Genomic DNA, 16732 nt, shown 5'->3' with positions numbered 1-16732 from the left:
CACAGCTAAAACTCTCTACAATGGCTAAATGAAACTTAAACCACAGTCAGTGATGACGCCCCAAGAAGCACAAAGACTCATACATAAAGCAGAAAAACTCTGCCAACAACGTGGAGCCAGACTCACAACAGCCCGACGCGAAGTGTTTTCAATACTGGCGACGCATTCAGGGGCGGTTGGCGCGTACGACTTACTTGACCAGCTGCGTGAAGTGATGCCAAATGCAAAGCCCCCCACTATCTACCGCGCCTTAGATTTTTTACAAGAACAAGGTTTCGTTCACAAAATCACTTCGTCGAATAGTTTTGTGCTTTGCTCGCATTTTGATCACCAACATCCGGTTCAAATGTTAATCTGCAACTCTTGTGGTGACGTTCAGGAAATCCAGTCAGAAGGGGTTTACGACGAACTGAAAAGCCAGGCAGAAGAGCAAGGTTTTAAAGTTCAAAACCAAACCATAGAGGCACATGGTCTGTGCGCCAAATGCCATTAACGATAGCGCTAATAAATACTAACAATAGGTAACATATGAAACTCAGTCATCTAATTGCTACCGCAACCGTCTGCTTTACGGTTAGTCAAGCAGCAACGGCCGAAGCCTTCGACGATAAATTCCGTCAACTTAACGACGACAAATTTCGTAGTCCAAACATCTACCGAACTGCATCCGGAGCCCCCGGTCAGGCATACTGGCAACAGGAAGCTGACTATAAAATCCAGGTGGCTTTAGATGACGAAAACCAAAGCATTAGCGCGCAAAGCACTATTACTTACACTAATAATTCTCCTAATACTTTGCGCTATTTGTGGGTTCAGCTTGATCAAAACCGCTTTAAAGAAAGCTCTATTGGACCGCAAAGCCAAGCTAGCGGTGATTTAGACCGAGTCAGTTTTTCCCGAATGGAAAGCATGATGACTCAGAAGAGTTTTCCGGCGGGTTATGAATTGACCGAAATTAGCTACGAAGACGGAGAGCCGCTTGACCACTACGTAAACGACACCATGCTGCGCCTTGATTTAAACGAGCCGTTAGAAAGTGGTGACAGCGTAACCTTTAATATTAACTGGAAGTTCAACATCATTGAAGCTGAAGTTCTTGGCGGCCGAGGCGGCTACGAGTACTTCGAAGACGATGGCAACTATCTGTACGAAATGTCTCAATGGTTTCCGCGTATGGCAGCCTACTACGATGCTGAAGGTTGGCAAAATAAGCAGTTTATTGGCAACGGTGAGTTTGCTTTAGAGTTTGGCGACTATCGAGTAGAGATTACTGTTCCAGCTGATCATATTGTCGCCTCTACTGGTGTTTTACAAAACCCAGAAGAAGTACTGACCTCAACTCAACGTCAACGTCTAGAGTTAGCTCGTGATGCCGATGAACCGGTAAAAATCGTTACAGAAGAAGAAGCTCTGGAGAACGAAAAGGAAGGCACTTCAGAAACTAAAACGTGGATTTTCGAAGCCGAAAAAGTCCGTGATTTTGCCTGGGCTTCTTCACGTAAGTTCATTTGGGACGCTCAGGGATATGAGAAAAATAAAACCGATGTCTTAGCTATGTCGTTTTATCCTGAGGAAGGCAACCCGTTGTGGGAACGTTATTCAACGGCTTCTATTATTCACACGATTGAACACTACAACGACTACAGCTTTGATTACCCGTACCCTGTCGCTATTTCGGTTAATGGCCCTGTCGGTGGTATGGAATACCCGATGATCACCTTTAATGGTCCTCGCCCTTACGTGGATGAAGAGTCAGGTGAAAAGTACTACTCAAAAAGAACAAAGTACGGATTAATCTCAGTTATTATTCATGAAATTGGGCATATCTATTTCCCAATGATAGTGAATTCAGACGAGCGCCAATGGACATGGATGGATGAAGGAATTAACACTTACCTTCAATTCCTTGCTGAGCAAAAATGGGAAGAAGACTATCCATCATGGCGCGGCGAACCTCGCAATATAACAAGCTATATGGCGAGCAGTAACCAAATGCCAATTATGACTAACTCGGAATCTATTTTGCAGTTTGGTAATAACGCTTATGGCAAACCAGCGACTGCATTGAATATTTTACGTGAAACCATTGTTGGCCGTGAATTGTTTGACTTCGCATTCCGCGAATATGCCCGCCGCTGGAAGTTTAAGCGTCCAACCCCGGAAGATCTATTCAGAACGTTGGAAGACGCTTCAGGTGTTGACCTAGACTGGTTCTGGCGTGGCTGGTTCTACTCTACTGACCATGTTGATATCTCACTGGACGCTGTTCGTGTATTAACTATTAATACTCAAGATCCAGAAATTGAAAAGGCGTGGAAGAAAGAGCAAGAGAAGACTGAACCGAAATCACTGACGACTCAGCGAAATGCCGATGTAAACTACAAAATACATCAACAACCCCGTCTTTCTGATTTTTACAACGAGCACGATAAATTTACTGTCACTAATGCCGATCGTAATGAATACAACAAATTCATTGAGGGATTAGACGAAGAACAAAAAGCCATGTTGAAAAACGGCAGTAATTTCTACGTACTCGACTTTTCAAATAAAGGTGGCTTAGTAATGCCTATTCTACTGGATCTTCATTACGAAGACGGTAGTAAAGAACATGTTCGCATTCCAGCAGAAGTATGGCGTCGTTCACCTAAGTCAGTCAGTAAGCTCCTGATTAGAGATAAAACATTACAGCAGGTTGTTGTCGACCCTAATTGGGAAACCGCAGACGTCGATACCACCAATAATTACTGGCCAGCACGAGCAATTCCATCAAGAATTGAGCTGTTTAAACGCGACGATCGCAAAAAGAGCATGATGGAAGACTATAACGAAGAGCTTAAGTCTGGTGACGATGAATAAGATTGTCCTTGCCTTAACTTTGCTGTTTGCGCTGATACCGACGGTATCAGCGCACCGCTACTTCTTTGGTCTGACAGAGATTTCCGCTAACGAAAACACAGGGGCTGTTGAAATTGTCCACCAATATACTCTGCATGATTTACAACAAGCGCTCAAAAAACGTTTCGATAAAGATTTTCGACTTGACCAGGGTAATGCGGAAAAAAAAATAAGACAGTGGGTAAATGAAAATTTCAAACTTACTTCAGCACAAGGTAAGGATATAACACCTAACTGGGTGGGCTTTGAAGCGGATTTTCAGAAAATCTGGATATATCAGGAAGTACCCAAGCGTGATAACCTATGCGAGTGGGAAGTATCAAACACGCTGTTAATGGATAGCTTTTCTGCACAAGTTAATACGATTAATGTTGTTGATGATTATGGCAATCGCAGCCTAATATTAACGATTAAGAATGCATCTGACACAATCAATTGTCAGCAGGATATAAAGGAATAAAAGATGAATGCCGAGTTCGTAAACCCATTTCTTCAAGCGCTACAAAATGTCTTGTCGATGATGGCGCAAATGGAATTGAAACCCGGTAAAGCGCAGCTTAAAAAGGACGAATACGCCCGTGGTGACGTATCCGGTATTATCGGGATGGTAGGCCCACAAATTAGAGGTTCATTTTCAATTTCCTTCGAGGAAAATCTCGCCTGCGAAGTAATGAATAAAATGCTGGGCGAATTACCCGATTCGATTAACGAAGATGTTTGTGACATGGTGGGTGAAATAACCAATATGGTAACCGGTGGTGCCAAAAAAGCCTTAGGTGAAAAAGGTTACGACTTTGATATGGCAACACCGATTGTTGTTTCTGGCAAAGACCATACTATTTCGCACAAATCGGAAGGCTCGAAATTAATCATGCCGTTTAATCACGTAGCCGGAAAAGCTTACATTGAAATTTGTTTTGATAAAATTAATTAACGGCGATTAATAGCGATCGTCGCTAATATTACGAGCATAATTATCAAATCTCGATAGTTGTCCGTGGAACTTAAGCTCAACCTTTCCAATAGGTCCATTACGCTGCTTTCCAATAATAATTTCTGCCAGCCCCTGCTCGGCTGAATCGGGGTGATACACCTCGTCCCGGTAAATAAACATAATGACATCGGCATCCTGCTCAATAGAGCCTGACTCACGTAAGTCGGAGTTTACCGGACGTTTATCTGAACGTTGTTCCAACGATCGATTCAATTGCGACAGCGCGACCACAGGAACTTCCAGTTCTTTCGCCAAAGACTTCAAAGATCGAGAGATTTCAGCAATTTCCAGTGTTCGGTTTTCAGACATACCGGGAACAGTCATCAGCTGTAAATAATCGACCATAATCATGGAGATGCCCTTATGCTCTCGATGGATACGGCGCGCCCGCGAACGGACTTCGGTAGGAGTTAAGCCCGACGAGTCATCGATGTAGATGTTATTCTTGTCGTTGAGCATGTTCATTACAGAGGCGATGCGAGCCCAGTCATCATCTTCAAGTTTACCCGTACGCACTTTATTTTGATCCACTCGACTTAACGACGCTAACATACGCATCATTAATTGCTCCGCTGGCATCTCTAAACTAAATACCAATACTGGTCGATCATCATTAAGTGCTATATTCTCTGCCAGGTTCATGGCGAAGGTTGTCTTACCCATTGAAGGGCGCGCCGCTACTATCACTAAGTCGGAAGGTTGAAGCCCCGCCGTCATTTGGTCCAGGTCAGTAAAGCCCGTAGAAACGCCGGTCACACCATTATTATTTTTGAGCTTACTTAACTGTTCAATACGGCTAACGGTGCGTTGCAGAATTAGGTTTATTCCCTGCGGACCCTCATTTGAGCTAACGCGTTTTTCCGCTATCTTAAATACCTTAGACTCTGCTAAATCGAGCAACTCTGCACTACTTCGGCCTTGAGTATCGTAGCCAGATTCTGCGATATCATTTGCCGCTCCAATCATTTCTCGCAACACGGCACGTTCACGAACAATGTTCGCATAGGCTAAGATATTGGCAGCGCTGGGCGTATTCTTTGCAATTTCACCAAGATAAGCGAAACCACCAACTTGCTCTAATTCCCCGGACGTCTCGAGATTTTCTGATACAGTAACCAAATCCATTGGCTGACTGCGTTGAGCAAGCTCATGCATTGCTTTAAAAATAAGTCGATGAGAACGGTGATAGAAGTCTTCAGCGATGACACTGCCCGCTACATTATCCCACGCATCATTATCCAGCATTAAGCCACCAAGAACCGACTGTTCAGCTTCTATTGAGTGTGGTGCTGAGCGCAAAGCTTCTATGGATGCGTCACGTTTTTTTGACTTCTCTGCCATGTGGAAAGTTGTCTCGCCAAGGGAAATAATAAGAGGGGATTACTATACAAAATCCCCTCTTATTTAGAAAGCAAAGCGACACCTAACACCGTGATTTAATTTCTATCGAGCGTAATTTCCCCGCTAACCGTTGTGGCTGATACATCGGCACTACCGTCACCCATTGTAAATTCAAGTGTTGACGAAGGCCCCCACTCTGCTTCACTGACTTTATCATCCGACAGGCGATTGTTAATTTCTCCGCCTGCATTAGACTGAATATCAAAATTCGCGTGAATATCACCAACCCACTTAAACGTTAGGTCACCACTAACAGAACTTGCCTCCAACCTCGCATTTTCACTCAGACGAGCTATTAACTTGGCGTCACCACTGACTGTTGTCATCTTTCCTTTGCGTAAAGATCCAATATGAGTATCGATATCACCAGAAACTGACTGTACTGTCAGCTCTTCAATCGTATCCGAATGGACAGTAATATCACCACTAACCGACTGATAAGTAGCTGTTTTTGCGCTATTATCTAAATCCGTTAAATCTCCGCTGACGGTTTCAAAGCGTACCGCACCATCGAGACCTTTTGCTTTAATATCACCGCTCACCGTTTTTAATAATACGCGTTTAGCTATTTTTGTTACCTTAATATCACCACTGACTAAACGAACCTCTAAACCACCAGTCAACTCGTTGGCGATTACATCCATAGAAACGCCATTAGCTTGAATATCCATAGATGCAGGCAGATAGATTTTAAGGTCTGACCCTTCTGAATCATCTGACATAAAGTTGAACCCACTAGTTTGAGGGGTCTCGACATTGATATGAATGCCGTTGCCTCGTTCTTCAAAGATAAACCTTTCTGTTTTCTCATCAAGCTTACCCACCACACGAATTTCTTCTTTTTCATGGGCAATGAGCTCTACCTTTCCTCTCATATTGTCAATGAAAACCCTCGCCTCGGGAGAGACCGCTAAAGTTTCGTCGACTTTCTCCTGAGCCGCTATGTGGTTGCTGAATATGAGCAAAGTTAAGCCCAGGACCGTTAATATTTTCTTCATTTTTATCTCCTGTTTAAATTTCTTGCACTGTATTTCTCAGCGTATACGACTGACTGAATAACTTCAGTTCTTCTTCATTTACCCAACGTAACAACTCTAATAAATTCGGGTCACCCGGGCTGTTTCGCAAAGAATCCGTGATTTTTTCTCTGGCAGATGCCAATTGCGCTAATTGAGTTTTAATATCACCCGTCAGCTGTCGGTAGCCTGCTGTTTCGTAGCCAGCTCGCATCATCTGCAATTGCTGTCGCTGTTCCGCATTCATCTTCTGCGCTAACAAATAAAATTCAGACACCGGTCTGGGTTTATCGACTGAGCTTGTCGTACTTAATTGCCAACCAGTCATAAAGGTTGCGATAACAACACTTGCCGCCAACGCTCCAAACCAAAAAGGCTGCGCTCGGCTCTGCCGAGGTATCTTTTGACCCAACCGGCTTTCAATGCCCGACCAAAGGTGTTCCGGGGGCTCTATCCCCTGACGCTGAAGTTGTTCGAGACGATTTGCCAATCTTTTGCGTTGCTCAGTATCACTCATCTTCCAGCCACTCCTCTAATCTCTTACGAGCCCTATGAAACTGGGCTTTACTGGTGCCAACTGCAATTCCCAGCCAATCCGCTATTTGCTGATGCGACTCTCCTTGCAAAGCATGCAATACAAAAACCTGGCGAGTTTGTTCAGGCAGCTTTAGAATTAATTTATCCAGTTGACTGATATCCAACGCGCCCTCGTCGAATTGTTCAGAAGAAGCATTTTCCCCGAAGCTAAATTTGGCAAACCATCGTTTTTGTTTGCGCATTTCGGTAAGACAAATATTCGTCGCTACACGATAAAGCCAGCTACTAAACTTTGCTTCACCACGAAACGAATCAAGTTTTTGCCAGAGTTGTACAAAAACTTCCTGAACCAGATCGTCAGCCAGACTTCTGTCCGCACAAAGTCGCAACACTAACCCATAAACTTGTCGTATATGTAAGTGATATAAACGCTGAAAAGCTTGTACGTCGCCTTGAGCTGCTAATAGCACATCATCACTATCTGTTGCACTTTGCACGCTATCTCCCCGATACCGTTTTTTATAATTTACTAGTTTAGACGACCGCGCCTTAAGGAAGGTTTACAGCAGCTAAATTTTATCCAAAAAAAAGCTGCCCAAAGGCAGCTTTCTCTTCAAATCGTAACGACTTACTCAGCCGGAACAACTTTCAACGTGATATTTGCAAATACATCAGCATGCAGATGCAGTTCGATATCAAACTCACCCACTTCACGCAATGTACCGTGAGGCATTAAAACTTCGCTCTTCTTCACTTCAACGCCAGCAGCGGTTACTGCATCAGCGATATCGCGAGTACCGATAGAGCCAAATAATTTACCTTCATCACCCGCTTTAGAAGCAATGGTTACTGCGCCTAAAGCATTCACTTTCTCAGCACGAGCTTCAGCAGCCGCTAATTGATCAGACAATTTAGCTTCGTACTCAGCACGACGCTGTTCAAATAACTCAACGTTGCTTTTGGTCGCTGGTACTGCTTTTCCTTGTGGGAAAAGAAAGTTACGTGCGTAACCTGATTTAACACTGACTTGATCGCCAAGGCTTCCCAAGTTAGCAATTTTATCTAACAAAATGACATTCATTTCTCGCTACCTCTACTTTTGGTATTCGACCGGCGCTAGCTTACTGATGTGAATCAGTATAAGGCAGCAGTGACAAATAACGAGCACGCTTAATAGCGCGCGCTAACTGACGCTGATACTTAGCGGATGTTCCAGTAATACGGCTAGGAACGATTTTACCAGTTTCAGTAATGTAGTTCTTAAGCGTAGCGATATCTTTATAATCAATTTCTTTTACGCCATCTGCTTTAAAGCGGCAGAATTTACGGCGACGAAAAAAACGAGCCATGATGGTCTCCTTAAATCAATTCGAGATGCTGAGCATGAAGTACCAAACGAGGTGAGCCATTGCTATCCTCGTGACGGTGCAGAAAACCTTCTGCCAGAACTTCACAACCAACCGTCAATTTTTCTAACCAGTGTTGTAAACCTTCTCCACTTAAAACGACTTGAATACGTACATAAGATTGACGATTCATACCAGCTTCTGGTTGCATAGACCGATGTTCAATTACTAATTGTAAATGCTCAATACCTGAAGGGCTGGTTTCCAGCTTAGGTACTTTGCTTAGCGTTCCGGTTAAATGCAGTCGATTCATAAAGTTTTTAGAAGGTCAGCAAGCTTACGCCGCTTCACTGTCACCTTTACGATCTTCCTTCGGCTTAGTTAGCGGCGAAGGCTCAGTAATAGATTCTTTCTTACGCATAATCATGTTGCGTAATACTGCATCGTTGAAACGGAATGCAGTTTCCAGCTCTTCCACAACTTCTGCAGACGCTTCAATGTTCAACAGAACATAATGCGCTTTGTGCAGCTTGTTGATTGGGTAAGCCAATTGACGACGGCCCCAGTCTTCTAAACGATGGACTTGACCACCACCTTGCTTGATCGTTTCGCTGTAGCGCTCGATCATGCCAGGTACTTGCTCGCTTTGGTCCGGATGGACCATAAATACGATTTCGTAATGACGCATTACAGTTTCCTTTTGGTTCGTATAGCCTCAGTTTAGCTCAGCCGCACTAACATAGAAGCAAGGAACACATTCAGTAAAATGAAAATATGGCTGATTTAAGCCGCGCGATACTAACTAAAATGAGCGCCGATTGCAAATTAATCGACGTTTTTATGGGCTTTTTCAATACGGGTACTGAGTAAATCAACAATCCGGCCAGCGAGTTCATTGGCTACAGCTTTTTCACCTCGCACAATAATGTGATCAACCAGCTCTTCCTGGCGCTTTACCGTTGCATCAATCTGCACCGCATTTTCCTGTTCCTGAAACAGGAGCGTCACCTGCCATTCTGCCGCACTATCTTCCACTCGGTGCCACTCATGCCTTACTTCAAGTCGATTACTGATGTCAAAAGCAAGGTTTTCGACGGACTTTCCTGCGTCATCTGGCAGCTCAAAATGAAATGCAACGTAAGGCTTTTCTGAACGTAGCCACGTGGCTGACTCCCAGTTGGGAGTCCAGCTTACAAACAAAACGGCTATCATTGCCAACGCAATGCCTATCGGCAAAAGACGACGTTTAAGATCCATTTCGTTGTCTAACGACCTCAAATAAGCAGACACCACTAGCGACCGAAACGTTCAGGCTGCTGACACTACCCGCCAAAGGAATAGAGATTAAATTGTCACAAGTTTCCCGAGTCAAACGTCGCATGCCTTTACCTTCTGCACCCATCACTAACGCTACCGGGCCACGATAATCAACATCATAAACAGACTGAGTCGCCTCCCCGGCCGTTCCATAAACCCAAACACCGAGTTCTTGTAAATCTCTTAATGCTCTGGCTAAGTTGGTAACCACAATAAGGGGTACGTTCTCGGCTGCACCTGATGCAACTTTACGCACGGTTGGCGTAATCTGAGCCGATTTATCTTTAGGAACAATAACGCCTGTAACACCGGCGGCATCAGCTGTTCTCAGACAGGCTCCCAAGTTATGTGGATCAGTAACACCGTCCAAAATTAAAAACAGACCCGCTTTATCCGTCTGCTCTAACAGCTTAGGTAAATCATGTTCTGTCAATGTGGGTGGTGAATGCACCGTCGCGACGACCCCTTGGTGATTGCCCCCTTCAGCTCGTTTCTCCAGTGCTTGCTTTGGCACCCACTGCGGCCTGACACCGGTGGCGTGACATTGGTTAACAATATCACGCACAGAGTCATCTTGCCGTTCCTTGGAAACATACAGTTCCACTAAGCGATCGGGATGGTTTTTTAGTATTGCCCGCACGGCGTGCAGGCCGAACACCGTCACTTTTTGGCTCATGACTTACTACGCCCTTTACCGCCGCGGTTAGCATTTTTCCTTTGACCGCCTTTGCCGCGAGGTTGTCCCTTCCTTTTGCCTTTTCCCGATCCTTTAGCTGGCATACTGCGTTTTTTACCACCAGGGCTTGTCGCTTCAAGCAACGTTAAATCGATCTTACGGTCATCAAGGTTTACGTCTTTCACTTTCACTTTCACATTGTCACCCAAACGGAAAACGCTGTTGCTGTTCTCACCGACTAACATCCCTTTTTGCTGATCAAAATGGTAGTAGTCGTTATCAAGGTTACTAATGTGAATTAAACCGTCAATTTGGTAGTCGCTTAAGCGCACAAACAGACCAAAGTTAGTCACCGAAGAAATAACGCCTTCAAACTCCATACCGATATGATCGAGCATAAACTCACATTTCAACCACTCGTCAACCTGACGGGTAGCATCGTCGGCACGTCGTTCCGTCATCGAGGTATGAACACCCAGTTCATCGAGTTGCTTCTCTGAGTACGCCCATGCACCAACTAGACCTTTTTCTTCACCCTTTTTCTTACGCAGAATCGCTTTTATCGCGCGATGCAAGATGAGATCCGGGTAGCGACGGATAGGTGACGTAAAGTGCGCGTATGATTTCAACGCTAATCCAAAGTGCCCCTTATTTTCTGCTTGATAAACCGCCTGCTGCATAGAACGCAACAGCATGGTTTCAATCAACTCATGATCCTGACGATCTTTAACTTGCTCAAGCAACGTAGCGTAATCTTTGGGAGAAGGGTCATCCCCGCCTTCCAGGTTCAAACCAAGTTCACCAAGGAAGCTGCGGAAATTGTTCAGTCGCTCGTCCGAAGGTGTTTCGTGCACCCGGAACAATGCCCCAACTTCCTTATCAGACTCGATAAGTTGAGCAGAAGCAACGTTTGCCATGATCATGCACTCTTCAATGATTTTATGAGCCACATGCCGCTTAACAGGCTCAATACTTTCAATTTTACGCTGAGCATTGAAAATAAAACGAGTTTCCTGAGTATCGAATTCAATAGCTGAGCGACGCTTGCGCGCTGCACTTAATGCATTATAAAGTCGCTCCAGCTCCTGCACATTGTCCATTACATGCTGATACTGTTGTTGCAACTCTTCGTCGCCATCGAGAAGCTTCTTAACTTTATTGTAAGTCAATCGCGCGTGACTTTTCATAACAGCAGGGTAAAACTGAGTCGATTTCAGCTTTCCGCGAGGGCCCAGTTCCATTTCTGCGACCATGCACAAGCGATCAACATCAGGATTCAATGAACATAAGCCGTTAGAGAGCTTTTCCGGTAGCATCGGAATAACATTGCTTGGGAAGTAAACCGAGTTACCGCGCTCTGTTGCCGCTTTATCCAGAATCGTCTCGGGACGCACGTAGTAAGATACATCAGCAATTGCTACCCACAGACGCCAGCCTTTATCTTCCTGGACACAACAAACAGCGTCGTCAAAGTCACGCGAGTCTTCACCATCGATAGTAATAAGCGGCAAGTCACGTAAGTCTTTACGTCCTTCATAGGCTTCAGCCGGAACGTCTTCGCTGTATTTCTTAAGCTCTTCATCAACTTCTGATGGCCATTCGGTCGGGATATCGTGTTCACGAATAGCCACCTGAATTTCCATGCCGGGTGCCATGTGGTCACCGAGTACTTCGCTCACACGTCCGATTGGGCTGGTACGGCGGCTTGGTCTGCGAGTGATTTCTACAACCACAAGTTGGCCATGGCGTGCACCGTTTTTATCCGGGTCCGGAATCAGAATGTCCTGACTAATACGTCCATCGTCAGGCACCACAATGCCTAAACCATGCTCAATAAAATAGCGACCAACAATATTGCTGTCCCGCGGCTCAGTTACCCTTACGATACGGCCTTCGGTGCGGCCCCGACTATCTTTACCGCTGGTTTTGACCAGTACGCGATCGCCATGTAAAACCGAATACATTTGATGATGTGGAATGAAAAGATCTTTGCCGCCGTCTTCGGTCTGACAGAAGCCGAAACCGTCTTTATGACCAATAATTCGACCTTTAATCAAATCCATACGCTCAGGCAAACCATAAGCATTGGCTTTACTGTATATAAGCTGTCCGTCACGCTCCATAGCGCGTAATCGACGCTTCAGCCCAACAGCCTGACGTTCATCGTCTAAACCAAAGTGACTAATAAACTCGTCGAAATGAACCGGCTTATTGTTCGATGTAACGAGCTCAAGTAATTGCTCACGGCCTGGAATTTCAACTTCATATTCTGGCGTACTGTTGTTCTGCTGATTATCTGACATAGAATCCTATTGTAGTTGCACGGTTAAGGAGGACCGATGGGCAACAGTATACGTGCTGAATCTCATAATGTCAGTGCTTCGCTTGTATTTTGAACAAAAGGTACCCATATCTTATTTAATTGATAAAAAAATACGTTGTCGAATTCACTCACATGCATTAGTTTGCAAACAGTAAGTCATTATTGGGCTAAGTAAAGAAATGCAGAAACACGCAGTAAACACCAATCAATTAAAATGGTCTACAACATGGGGCTATAAGGTGTTGCTGTGTTTATTGCTTATCACTTTTAATACGGCAACTTTCGCCAGTTTAAATGACAGTAGTGATAAATACCTAACGACTCAAAAAGCTCCTGACTCTGCTTTTATTATTGACTTGTCGTCATCTATTTCAGAGGTTCAGGCAGATGAACCAGAGCTAGATAAAGCGGCGAATGCTACGTCAAAAACGTTCCAAAGCCTTCCACCAATAACCTATCACTTCCAGACCAGAGTCAACCCGTTACTCACTAAATGGAACTGGCACCTTGTTCGGGGGCCACCTACCCACCTTTAAAAAATTCTGTTCTTACATTTTTTAAAGGAGTACGTCATGAGTGAGTTTAAAGAGATTCAATGGTCTTCTACAGCCGAAAAAATAGCAATTCATCACAGTCATCATTCTAACGAAACGTTAAGCTGGCACGATAATGCCCTTCACGTAATGGATGATTTTAAAACGTTGTCTGCCGTCGAACTATCAGAAGGAACGCTAGTCAGCGATGCTGAATCGGCGATAAAAGGCGCCGCAAGCCGTTATGCTTGTGTAAAGAACCGCAGTGAGCAAATGATAGGGTTGTTGGCGCTTAGAGAGTTACACGGCCGAAAGGCGACCCAAGTCGCCACGCGCACCCAAACTAACTGGAGAGAACTGAGCGTCAAGGATCTTATGATACCTTTATCAGCATTACCTCAGGTTCAATTGAGTGATCTAAAAAAAGCTCGCATTGGGGATGCGGCGGCAACACTTAAAGCCAGCGGCAGGGACTTCCTTGTGGTGATTAACCAAGATGAAGTTTACGGTGTAGTATCATCCCTGAAAGTGGCCGAACTTACAGGAGAGTCCGTCAATGTTTTCCATTTACCCTCAACGTTTGCGGAAATTATTTCTGTGGTAAATCACAAAGAAGCTATTGAGTGAAATGAAATTCTGTCAGAAGTGCTTGTGCTTCTGGCAGTTTTCAGTCTACATCTTAAGAAAACTATTTAGTGGTGGCGCTGGACGGACTTGAACCGTCACTCCCAGAAGGAACCTGATTTTGAATCAGGCGTGTCTACCAATTCCACCACAGCGCCATGCCAGATAAGAGGAATGAGTTGCGTAATAGCAACGGAACGGAATTATACCCGTGAACTTGCGCTAATCAAGCGATAATTCGAGAAAATCGACTAACTGTTGATTCCTTGTACAAATGAGACAGCTGTCAGCCTGCATTGCTCATGATATCATTCCATTACGATCAATTTTTAATGAGTTCCACATGAGTTCTGAAGCACAAAAACTGCATGCTAGCTTCCCCAGCGCAAATTTTCCCAGACGTTTTGTCTCCTGGGTTTACGACTTTTTGGTTGCTGCAGCCATTATTATGCTGGCTTCCGCTTTGGCTTTACTTTTCGCTGCATTACTGACCGCTTTTAACTGGTTAGTACTGCCCGAAGGGATGGACCATGCGGCCTGGTTAGCTCAGGGTCCGTGGTACAGCCTTTACCTTATTACGGTTGTTTGCGTGTTTTTTGGTTGGTTCTGGAAACGTTCAGGGCAAACCTTGGGAATGCGCGCATGGCGCCTGAAACTTCAAAATCGTGATGGTTCGCGGTTGACCAGCCGTCAGGTCTTTATCCGGCTGCTTACCTGCTGCGCAGGCTTAGGCCACCTTTGGGTTTTAGTCGATTTTAAGAATAAACGCGCGTGGCAGGATTATGCAGCAGGAACGGAAGTCGTCACTCTATCAAAAGAAGCGAATCAACTGTTCTACTGGAACGAACTTTAACTACAAAGCACGGCCTGACGTCAGGCCGTGCGCCCGCGCATAAAATAAACGGCAATTCCGGCAAACAAAATACTCGGCAGTAAAGCCCCTAAAATAGCCGGAATTTGATAGACCTGCGCCAGCGGTCCAAAAATCTCATTACTGACATAAAAACCAAAGCCGGTAATAACCCCCAAAAGCACTCTTGCTCCCATAGTCGTAGAACGAAGTGGTCCAAAAATAAAAGACAACGCGACTAGCAACATAACGGCCACAGTAATAGGAGCGAACAGCTTCCTCCATAACGCCAGTTCATAACGCTCTGCAGATTGTTGGTTACTCTCAAGATAGTTCAGGTAATCCAAGAGTCCCGTAATAGAAAGAGATTCAGGCTTTATTGTCACGACACCAAGTTTATCGGGAGTTAAGCTGGACTCCCATATCATCACCGGCTTTTCATTACGCAGCATACGATTTTCTGTCATTTTAGTAATCGTTACCTGCTGCATTCGCCACTTATCATCATTGAAGCTGGCCGTGCGGGCATAGGTTACTTTCTGAAGTTCACGACTATCATTGAAATCGTAGATTAATACATCATTCAAACGTCCCGTATCTTCTACTTCTCCAATGTTAATAAAATCAGAGCCATCTTTCGCCCATACCCCCTGTTGAGCAGAAATCAGACTCCCCCCGGAAATTGCCTGTGAGCGAATAGCCCGGCCCTGTTTTTCCATCGGCGGCGCTACCCACTCACCAATAGCCATTACTGCAATCATCATAATGATTGCTGACTTCATTACCGCACCAATAATGTTCAAGCGAGAACGTCCGGCCGCCATCATCACGACCAACTCAGAGTTACTGGCTAACATACCAACCCCAATGAGCCCTCCGAGCAATGCAGCCATTGGAAAAAAGGTCTCTATATCTCGCGGCAAACTGTAAAATACAAATAGCGCGGCATCGGTCACGTCGTAATCGCCACGACCAACCGATTTTAGTTGTTCTACGAAACGTATCAGTGAGGACAATCCTGTCAGCACAGCAAGACTTAATAGCGATGTACGCAATACCGCAAGACCGATGTATTTATCTAATATACTAAACATTACCGCCCCCTGGCCGCGCCAAAGCGTAAGTTTGCCAGTAGCCTCAAACCAATCGGCCGACCTTTCCCGACTAACACCAGACCAAATACCAACAAGATACAGTGTATCCACCAAAGGCCGATAACTGGCGGAATGACGCCATCTCGAATAGCTGACTTAGCGGCCATTAACAACAAAAAGTACCCCAGGTAGATCAATAAGGCGGGAGCCATGCGACCAAACTTGCCTTGGCGAGGGTTTACCCGGCTTAATGGGACCGCGATAAGGGTCAACAGCGGCATAGCCAAAGGAATCGCTATGCGCCACTGTAATTCGGCAATAGCAGCCGGCTCATTTTGCGACATTAGCTCTATGGTCGGATACGCTTCTAGTTTTCTCAACTGCTCGCTCGCCTGTTGCTCTTTAATTTGCAGTTGATAACTATCAAACGACATCATTTGGTAACTGTCGTCATCACCAGCATAACGTTTGCCTTCACCCAGCTCTAACCATTGCGAGCCCGACGTTTCGCTGGTGACTTTACCCGTTTTAGCCATCACCACACTGCCCGACTGCAATTCACCCTGGTTATGAGTGTGCTGCGCAACAAACACTTCTTCAAGCTCGCCATTCTCACCAACGCTTTGTACGAATATTACCGCCTTGCGGTTGCTTGCTTGTTGAAAACGTCCGGGCATAAGTGCTGTTAACCCGCTTTCCGAGCGAGCTTTATCCTCAACCTTCTGTTCCTGATCGAGCGACCAGGGCACTAGCCACAAAGTAAACGACGCAGTGACCAAAGCGAGAATCAGTGATAAGACCAAAGTGACTCGGGTCACATACCATTCACTTATTCCGCAAGCATGCAGAACTGTCATTTCGTTGTCGGCATAAATCCGTCCATGAGCCAACAGAATCCCTAAGAATAAACTTAACGGTAAAATCAGTGACAATAACGCCGGAAGGTTCAACGACAACAATTGAAATATGATGGCGCCGGGTATGTCGCCTTCCGATGCATCCGATAACACCCGGACAAATTTCTGACTGACAAAAATCGTCATCAGAATAAAAAGCACAGCAAGCTGCGACTTTAATGTTTCACTGATCAAATATCGGAATATGCGCACTGGCGTTCACTCAT

General features: G+C 45.1%; 20 protein-coding genes and 1 tRNA gene. 7 read left to right on the top strand and 14 right to left on the bottom strand.

Going from position 1 to position 16732, the window contains the following annotated elements; all coding sequences use genetic code 11:
• The first annotated feature begins 52 nt into the window (after nt 1–52).
• From zur to RBK99_RS05665, 4 genes are read left to right on the top strand one after another with little or no spacing between them, the layout of a single operon-like run.
• The gene (zur, locus tag RBK99_RS05680; protein ID WP_317503705.1) at nt 53–493 is read left to right on the top strand and encodes a zinc uptake transcriptional repressor Zur; all 441 of its coding nucleotides are present in this window, start codon (nt 53–55) and stop codon (nt 491–493) included.
• Between the two features lie 35 nt (nt 494–528).
• The gene (locus tag RBK99_RS05675; protein WP_317503673.1) at nt 529–2859 is read left to right on the top strand and encodes a M1 family metallopeptidase; all 2331 of its coding nucleotides are present in this window, start codon (nt 529–531) and stop codon (nt 2857–2859) included.
• Nucleotides 2852–3358, top strand: coding sequence for a DUF6702 family protein (locus RBK99_RS05670; protein ID WP_317503672.1), 507 nt, complete (start codon nt 2852–2854; stop codon nt 3356–3358). Before RBK99_RS05675 ends, RBK99_RS05670 begins: the two co-directional genes overlap by 8 nt.
• A gap of 3 nt (nt 3359–3361) precedes the next feature.
• A complete protein-coding gene (locus RBK99_RS05665) occupies nt 3362–3832 on the top strand; it encodes a chemotaxis protein CheX (protein ID WP_317503671.1) in 471 nt (156 codons plus the stop codon).
• A 6-nt stretch (nt 3833–3838) separates the two neighbouring features.
• On the opposite strand, the gene dnaB is transcribed toward RBK99_RS05665, so the two are convergent.
• The 11 genes from dnaB to rnr all read right to left on the bottom strand — a co-directional run bounded on the left by dnaB (nt 3839) and on the right by rnr (nt 12488).
• Complete coding sequence (gene dnaB / locus RBK99_RS05660; protein ID WP_317503670.1) at nt 3839–5233, bottom strand: replicative DNA helicase; 1395 nt, start codon at nt 5231–5233, stop codon at nt 3839–3841.
• Nucleotides 5234–5328: 95 nt separating this feature from the next.
• Nucleotides 5329–6291, bottom strand: a complete 963-nt coding sequence (locus RBK99_RS05655) for a DUF4097 family beta strand repeat-containing protein (protein WP_317503669.1) — start codon at nt 6289–6291, stop codon at nt 5329–5331.
• Between the two features lie 13 nt (nt 6292–6304).
• Nucleotides 6305–6826: a hypothetical protein gene (locus tag RBK99_RS05650; RefSeq protein ID WP_317503668.1), complete on the bottom strand. Its 522-nt coding sequence runs from the start codon at nt 6824–6826 to the stop codon at nt 6305–6307.
• The gene (locus RBK99_RS05645) at nt 6819–7343 is read right to left on the bottom strand and encodes an RNA polymerase sigma factor (RefSeq protein WP_317503667.1); all 525 of its coding nucleotides are present in this window, start codon (nt 7341–7343) and stop codon (nt 6819–6821) included. Before RBK99_RS05645 ends, RBK99_RS05650 begins: the two co-directional genes overlap by 8 nt.
• Nucleotides 7344–7474: 131 nt before the next feature.
• Entirely contained in the window at nt 7475–7927 is a 453-nt protein-coding gene (gene rplI, locus RBK99_RS05640) for a 50S ribosomal protein L9 (protein ID WP_317503666.1), read from the bottom strand.
• A gap of 40 nt (nt 7928–7967) precedes the next feature.
• Nucleotides 7968–8195 (bottom strand): 30S ribosomal protein S18, encoded by a 228-nt coding sequence (rpsR, locus tag RBK99_RS05635; protein ID WP_011235166.1) that lies wholly within the window; start codon nt 8193–8195, stop codon nt 7968–7970.
• 10 nt (nt 8196–8205) lie between these two features.
• The gene (priB, locus tag RBK99_RS05630) at nt 8206–8505 is read right to left on the bottom strand and encodes a primosomal replication protein N (protein WP_317503665.1); all 300 of its coding nucleotides are present in this window, start codon (nt 8503–8505) and stop codon (nt 8206–8208) included.
• Between the two features lie 24 nt (nt 8506–8529).
• Entirely contained in the window at nt 8530–8880 is a 351-nt protein-coding gene (rpsF, locus tag RBK99_RS05625) for a 30S ribosomal protein S6 (RefSeq protein ID WP_317503664.1), read from the bottom strand.
• Between the two features lie 137 nt (nt 8881–9017).
• Complete coding sequence (locus RBK99_RS05620) at nt 9018–9449, bottom strand: signaling protein (RefSeq protein WP_317503663.1); 432 nt, start codon at nt 9447–9449, stop codon at nt 9018–9020.
• The gene (gene rlmB / locus RBK99_RS05615) at nt 9439–10185 is read right to left on the bottom strand and encodes a 23S rRNA (guanosine(2251)-2'-O)-methyltransferase RlmB (RefSeq protein WP_317503662.1); all 747 of its coding nucleotides are present in this window, start codon (nt 10183–10185) and stop codon (nt 9439–9441) included. The genes RBK99_RS05620 and rlmB overlap by 11 nt, the downstream gene beginning before the upstream one ends.
• Nucleotides 10182–12488, bottom strand: coding sequence for a ribonuclease R (gene rnr / locus RBK99_RS05610; protein ID WP_317503661.1), 2307 nt, complete (start codon nt 12486–12488; stop codon nt 10182–10184). The genes rlmB and rnr overlap by 4 nt, the downstream gene beginning before the upstream one ends.
• A 199-nt stretch (nt 12489–12687) precedes the next feature.
• On the opposite strand from rnr, the gene RBK99_RS05605 reads away from it, so the two are divergent.
• Nucleotides 12688–13044 (top strand): hypothetical protein, encoded by a 357-nt coding sequence (locus tag RBK99_RS05605; protein ID WP_317503660.1) that lies wholly within the window; start codon nt 12688–12690, stop codon nt 13042–13044.
• A 36-nt stretch (nt 13045–13080) separates the two neighbouring features.
• Nucleotides 13081–13668 carry a CBS domain-containing protein gene (locus RBK99_RS05600; RefSeq protein WP_317503659.1) on the top strand — a complete coding sequence of 196 codons (588 nt, stop codon included), beginning with the start codon at nt 13081–13083 and terminating at the stop codon, nt 13666–13668.
• Between the two features lie 69 nt (nt 13669–13737).
• Here the strand turns inward: RBK99_RS05600 and RBK99_RS05595 are convergent.
• Nucleotides 13738–13823, bottom strand: a tRNA-Leu gene (locus tag RBK99_RS05595).
• Nucleotides 13824–14008: 185 nt separating this feature from the next.
• Here RBK99_RS05595 and RBK99_RS05590 point away from each other — a divergent pair.
• Entirely contained in the window at nt 14009–14518 is a 510-nt protein-coding gene (locus RBK99_RS05590) for an RDD family protein (RefSeq protein WP_317503658.1), read from the top strand.
• Nucleotides 14519–14538: 20 nt separating this feature from the next.
• Here the strand turns inward: RBK99_RS05590 and lptG are convergent, their stop codons facing one another.
• Nucleotides 14539–15609, bottom strand: coding sequence for an LPS export ABC transporter permease LptG (lptG, locus tag RBK99_RS05585; RefSeq protein WP_317503657.1), 1071 nt, complete (start codon nt 15607–15609; stop codon nt 14539–14541).
• On the bottom strand, nt 15609–16718 hold the full coding sequence (gene lptF / locus RBK99_RS05580) for an LPS export ABC transporter permease LptF (RefSeq protein WP_317503656.1): 1110 nt from the start codon (nt 16716–16718) through the stop codon (nt 15609–15611). The genes lptG and lptF overlap by 1 nt, the downstream gene beginning before the upstream one ends.
• Nucleotides 16719–16732 lie beyond the last annotated feature (14 nt).

The sequence above is a fragment of the Idiomarina solivarensis genome (assembly GCF_033052755.1).
Lineage (GTDB): Bacteria > Pseudomonadota > Gammaproteobacteria > Enterobacterales > Alteromonadaceae > Idiomarina.
This window is presented reverse-complemented; position numbering and strand designations above follow the sequence as displayed.

Excerpts from the sequence above, each read along its gene's own strand:
- zur (WP_317503705.1), top strand. The coding sequence starts at position 53 with ATGACGCCCCAAGAAGCACAAAGACTCATACATAAAGCAGAAAAACTC.
- rpsF (WP_317503664.1), bottom strand. The coding sequence starts at position 8,880 with ATGCGTCATTACGAAATCGTATTTATGGTCCATCCGGACCAAAGCGAG.
- RBK99_RS05600 (WP_317503659.1), top strand. The coding sequence starts at position 13,081 with ATGAGTGAGTTTAAAGAGATTCAATGGTCTTCTACAGCCGAAAAAATA.
- RBK99_RS05605 (WP_317503660.1), top strand. The coding sequence starts at position 12,688 with ATGCAGAAACACGCAGTAAACACCAATCAATTAAAATGGTCTACAACA.
- RBK99_RS05650 (WP_317503668.1), bottom strand. The coding sequence starts at position 6,826 with ATGAGTGATACTGAGCAACGCAAAAGATTGGCAAATCGTCTCGAACAA.
- RBK99_RS05665 (WP_317503671.1), top strand. The coding sequence starts at position 3,362 with ATGAATGCCGAGTTCGTAAACCCATTTCTTCAAGCGCTACAAAATGTC.
- rnr (WP_317503661.1), bottom strand. The coding sequence starts at position 12,488 with ATGTCAGATAATCAGCAGAACAACAGTACGCCAGAATATGAAGTTGAA.
- lptG (WP_317503657.1), bottom strand. The coding sequence starts at position 15,609 with ATGTTTAGTATATTAGATAAATACATCGGTCTTGCGGTATTGCGTACA.
- rlmB (WP_317503662.1), bottom strand. The coding sequence starts at position 10,185 with ATGAGCCAAAAAGTGACGGTGTTCGGCCTGCACGCCGTGCGGGCAATA.
- rplI (WP_317503666.1), bottom strand. The coding sequence starts at position 7,927 with ATGAATGTCATTTTGTTAGATAAAATTGCTAACTTGGGAAGCCTTGGC.
- RBK99_RS05670 (WP_317503672.1), top strand. The coding sequence starts at position 2,852 with ATGAATAAGATTGTCCTTGCCTTAACTTTGCTGTTTGCGCTGATACCG.
- rpsR (WP_011235166.1), bottom strand. The coding sequence starts at position 8,195 with ATGGCTCGTTTTTTTCGTCGCCGTAAATTCTGCCGCTTTAAAGCAGAT.
- priB (WP_317503665.1), bottom strand. The coding sequence starts at position 8,505 with ATGAATCGACTGCATTTAACCGGAACGCTAAGCAAAGTACCTAAGCTG.
- RBK99_RS05590 (WP_317503658.1), top strand. The coding sequence starts at position 14,009 with ATGAGTTCTGAAGCACAAAAACTGCATGCTAGCTTCCCCAGCGCAAAT.
- RBK99_RS05675 (WP_317503673.1), top strand. The coding sequence starts at position 529 with ATGAAACTCAGTCATCTAATTGCTACCGCAACCGTCTGCTTTACGGTT.
- dnaB (WP_317503670.1), bottom strand. The coding sequence starts at position 5,233 with ATGGCAGAGAAGTCAAAAAAACGTGACGCATCCATAGAAGCTTTGCGC.
- RBK99_RS05620 (WP_317503663.1), bottom strand. The coding sequence starts at position 9,449 with ATGGATCTTAAACGTCGTCTTTTGCCGATAGGCATTGCGTTGGCAATG.
- RBK99_RS05655 (WP_317503669.1), bottom strand. The coding sequence starts at position 6,291 with ATGAAGAAAATATTAACGGTCCTGGGCTTAACTTTGCTCATATTCAGC.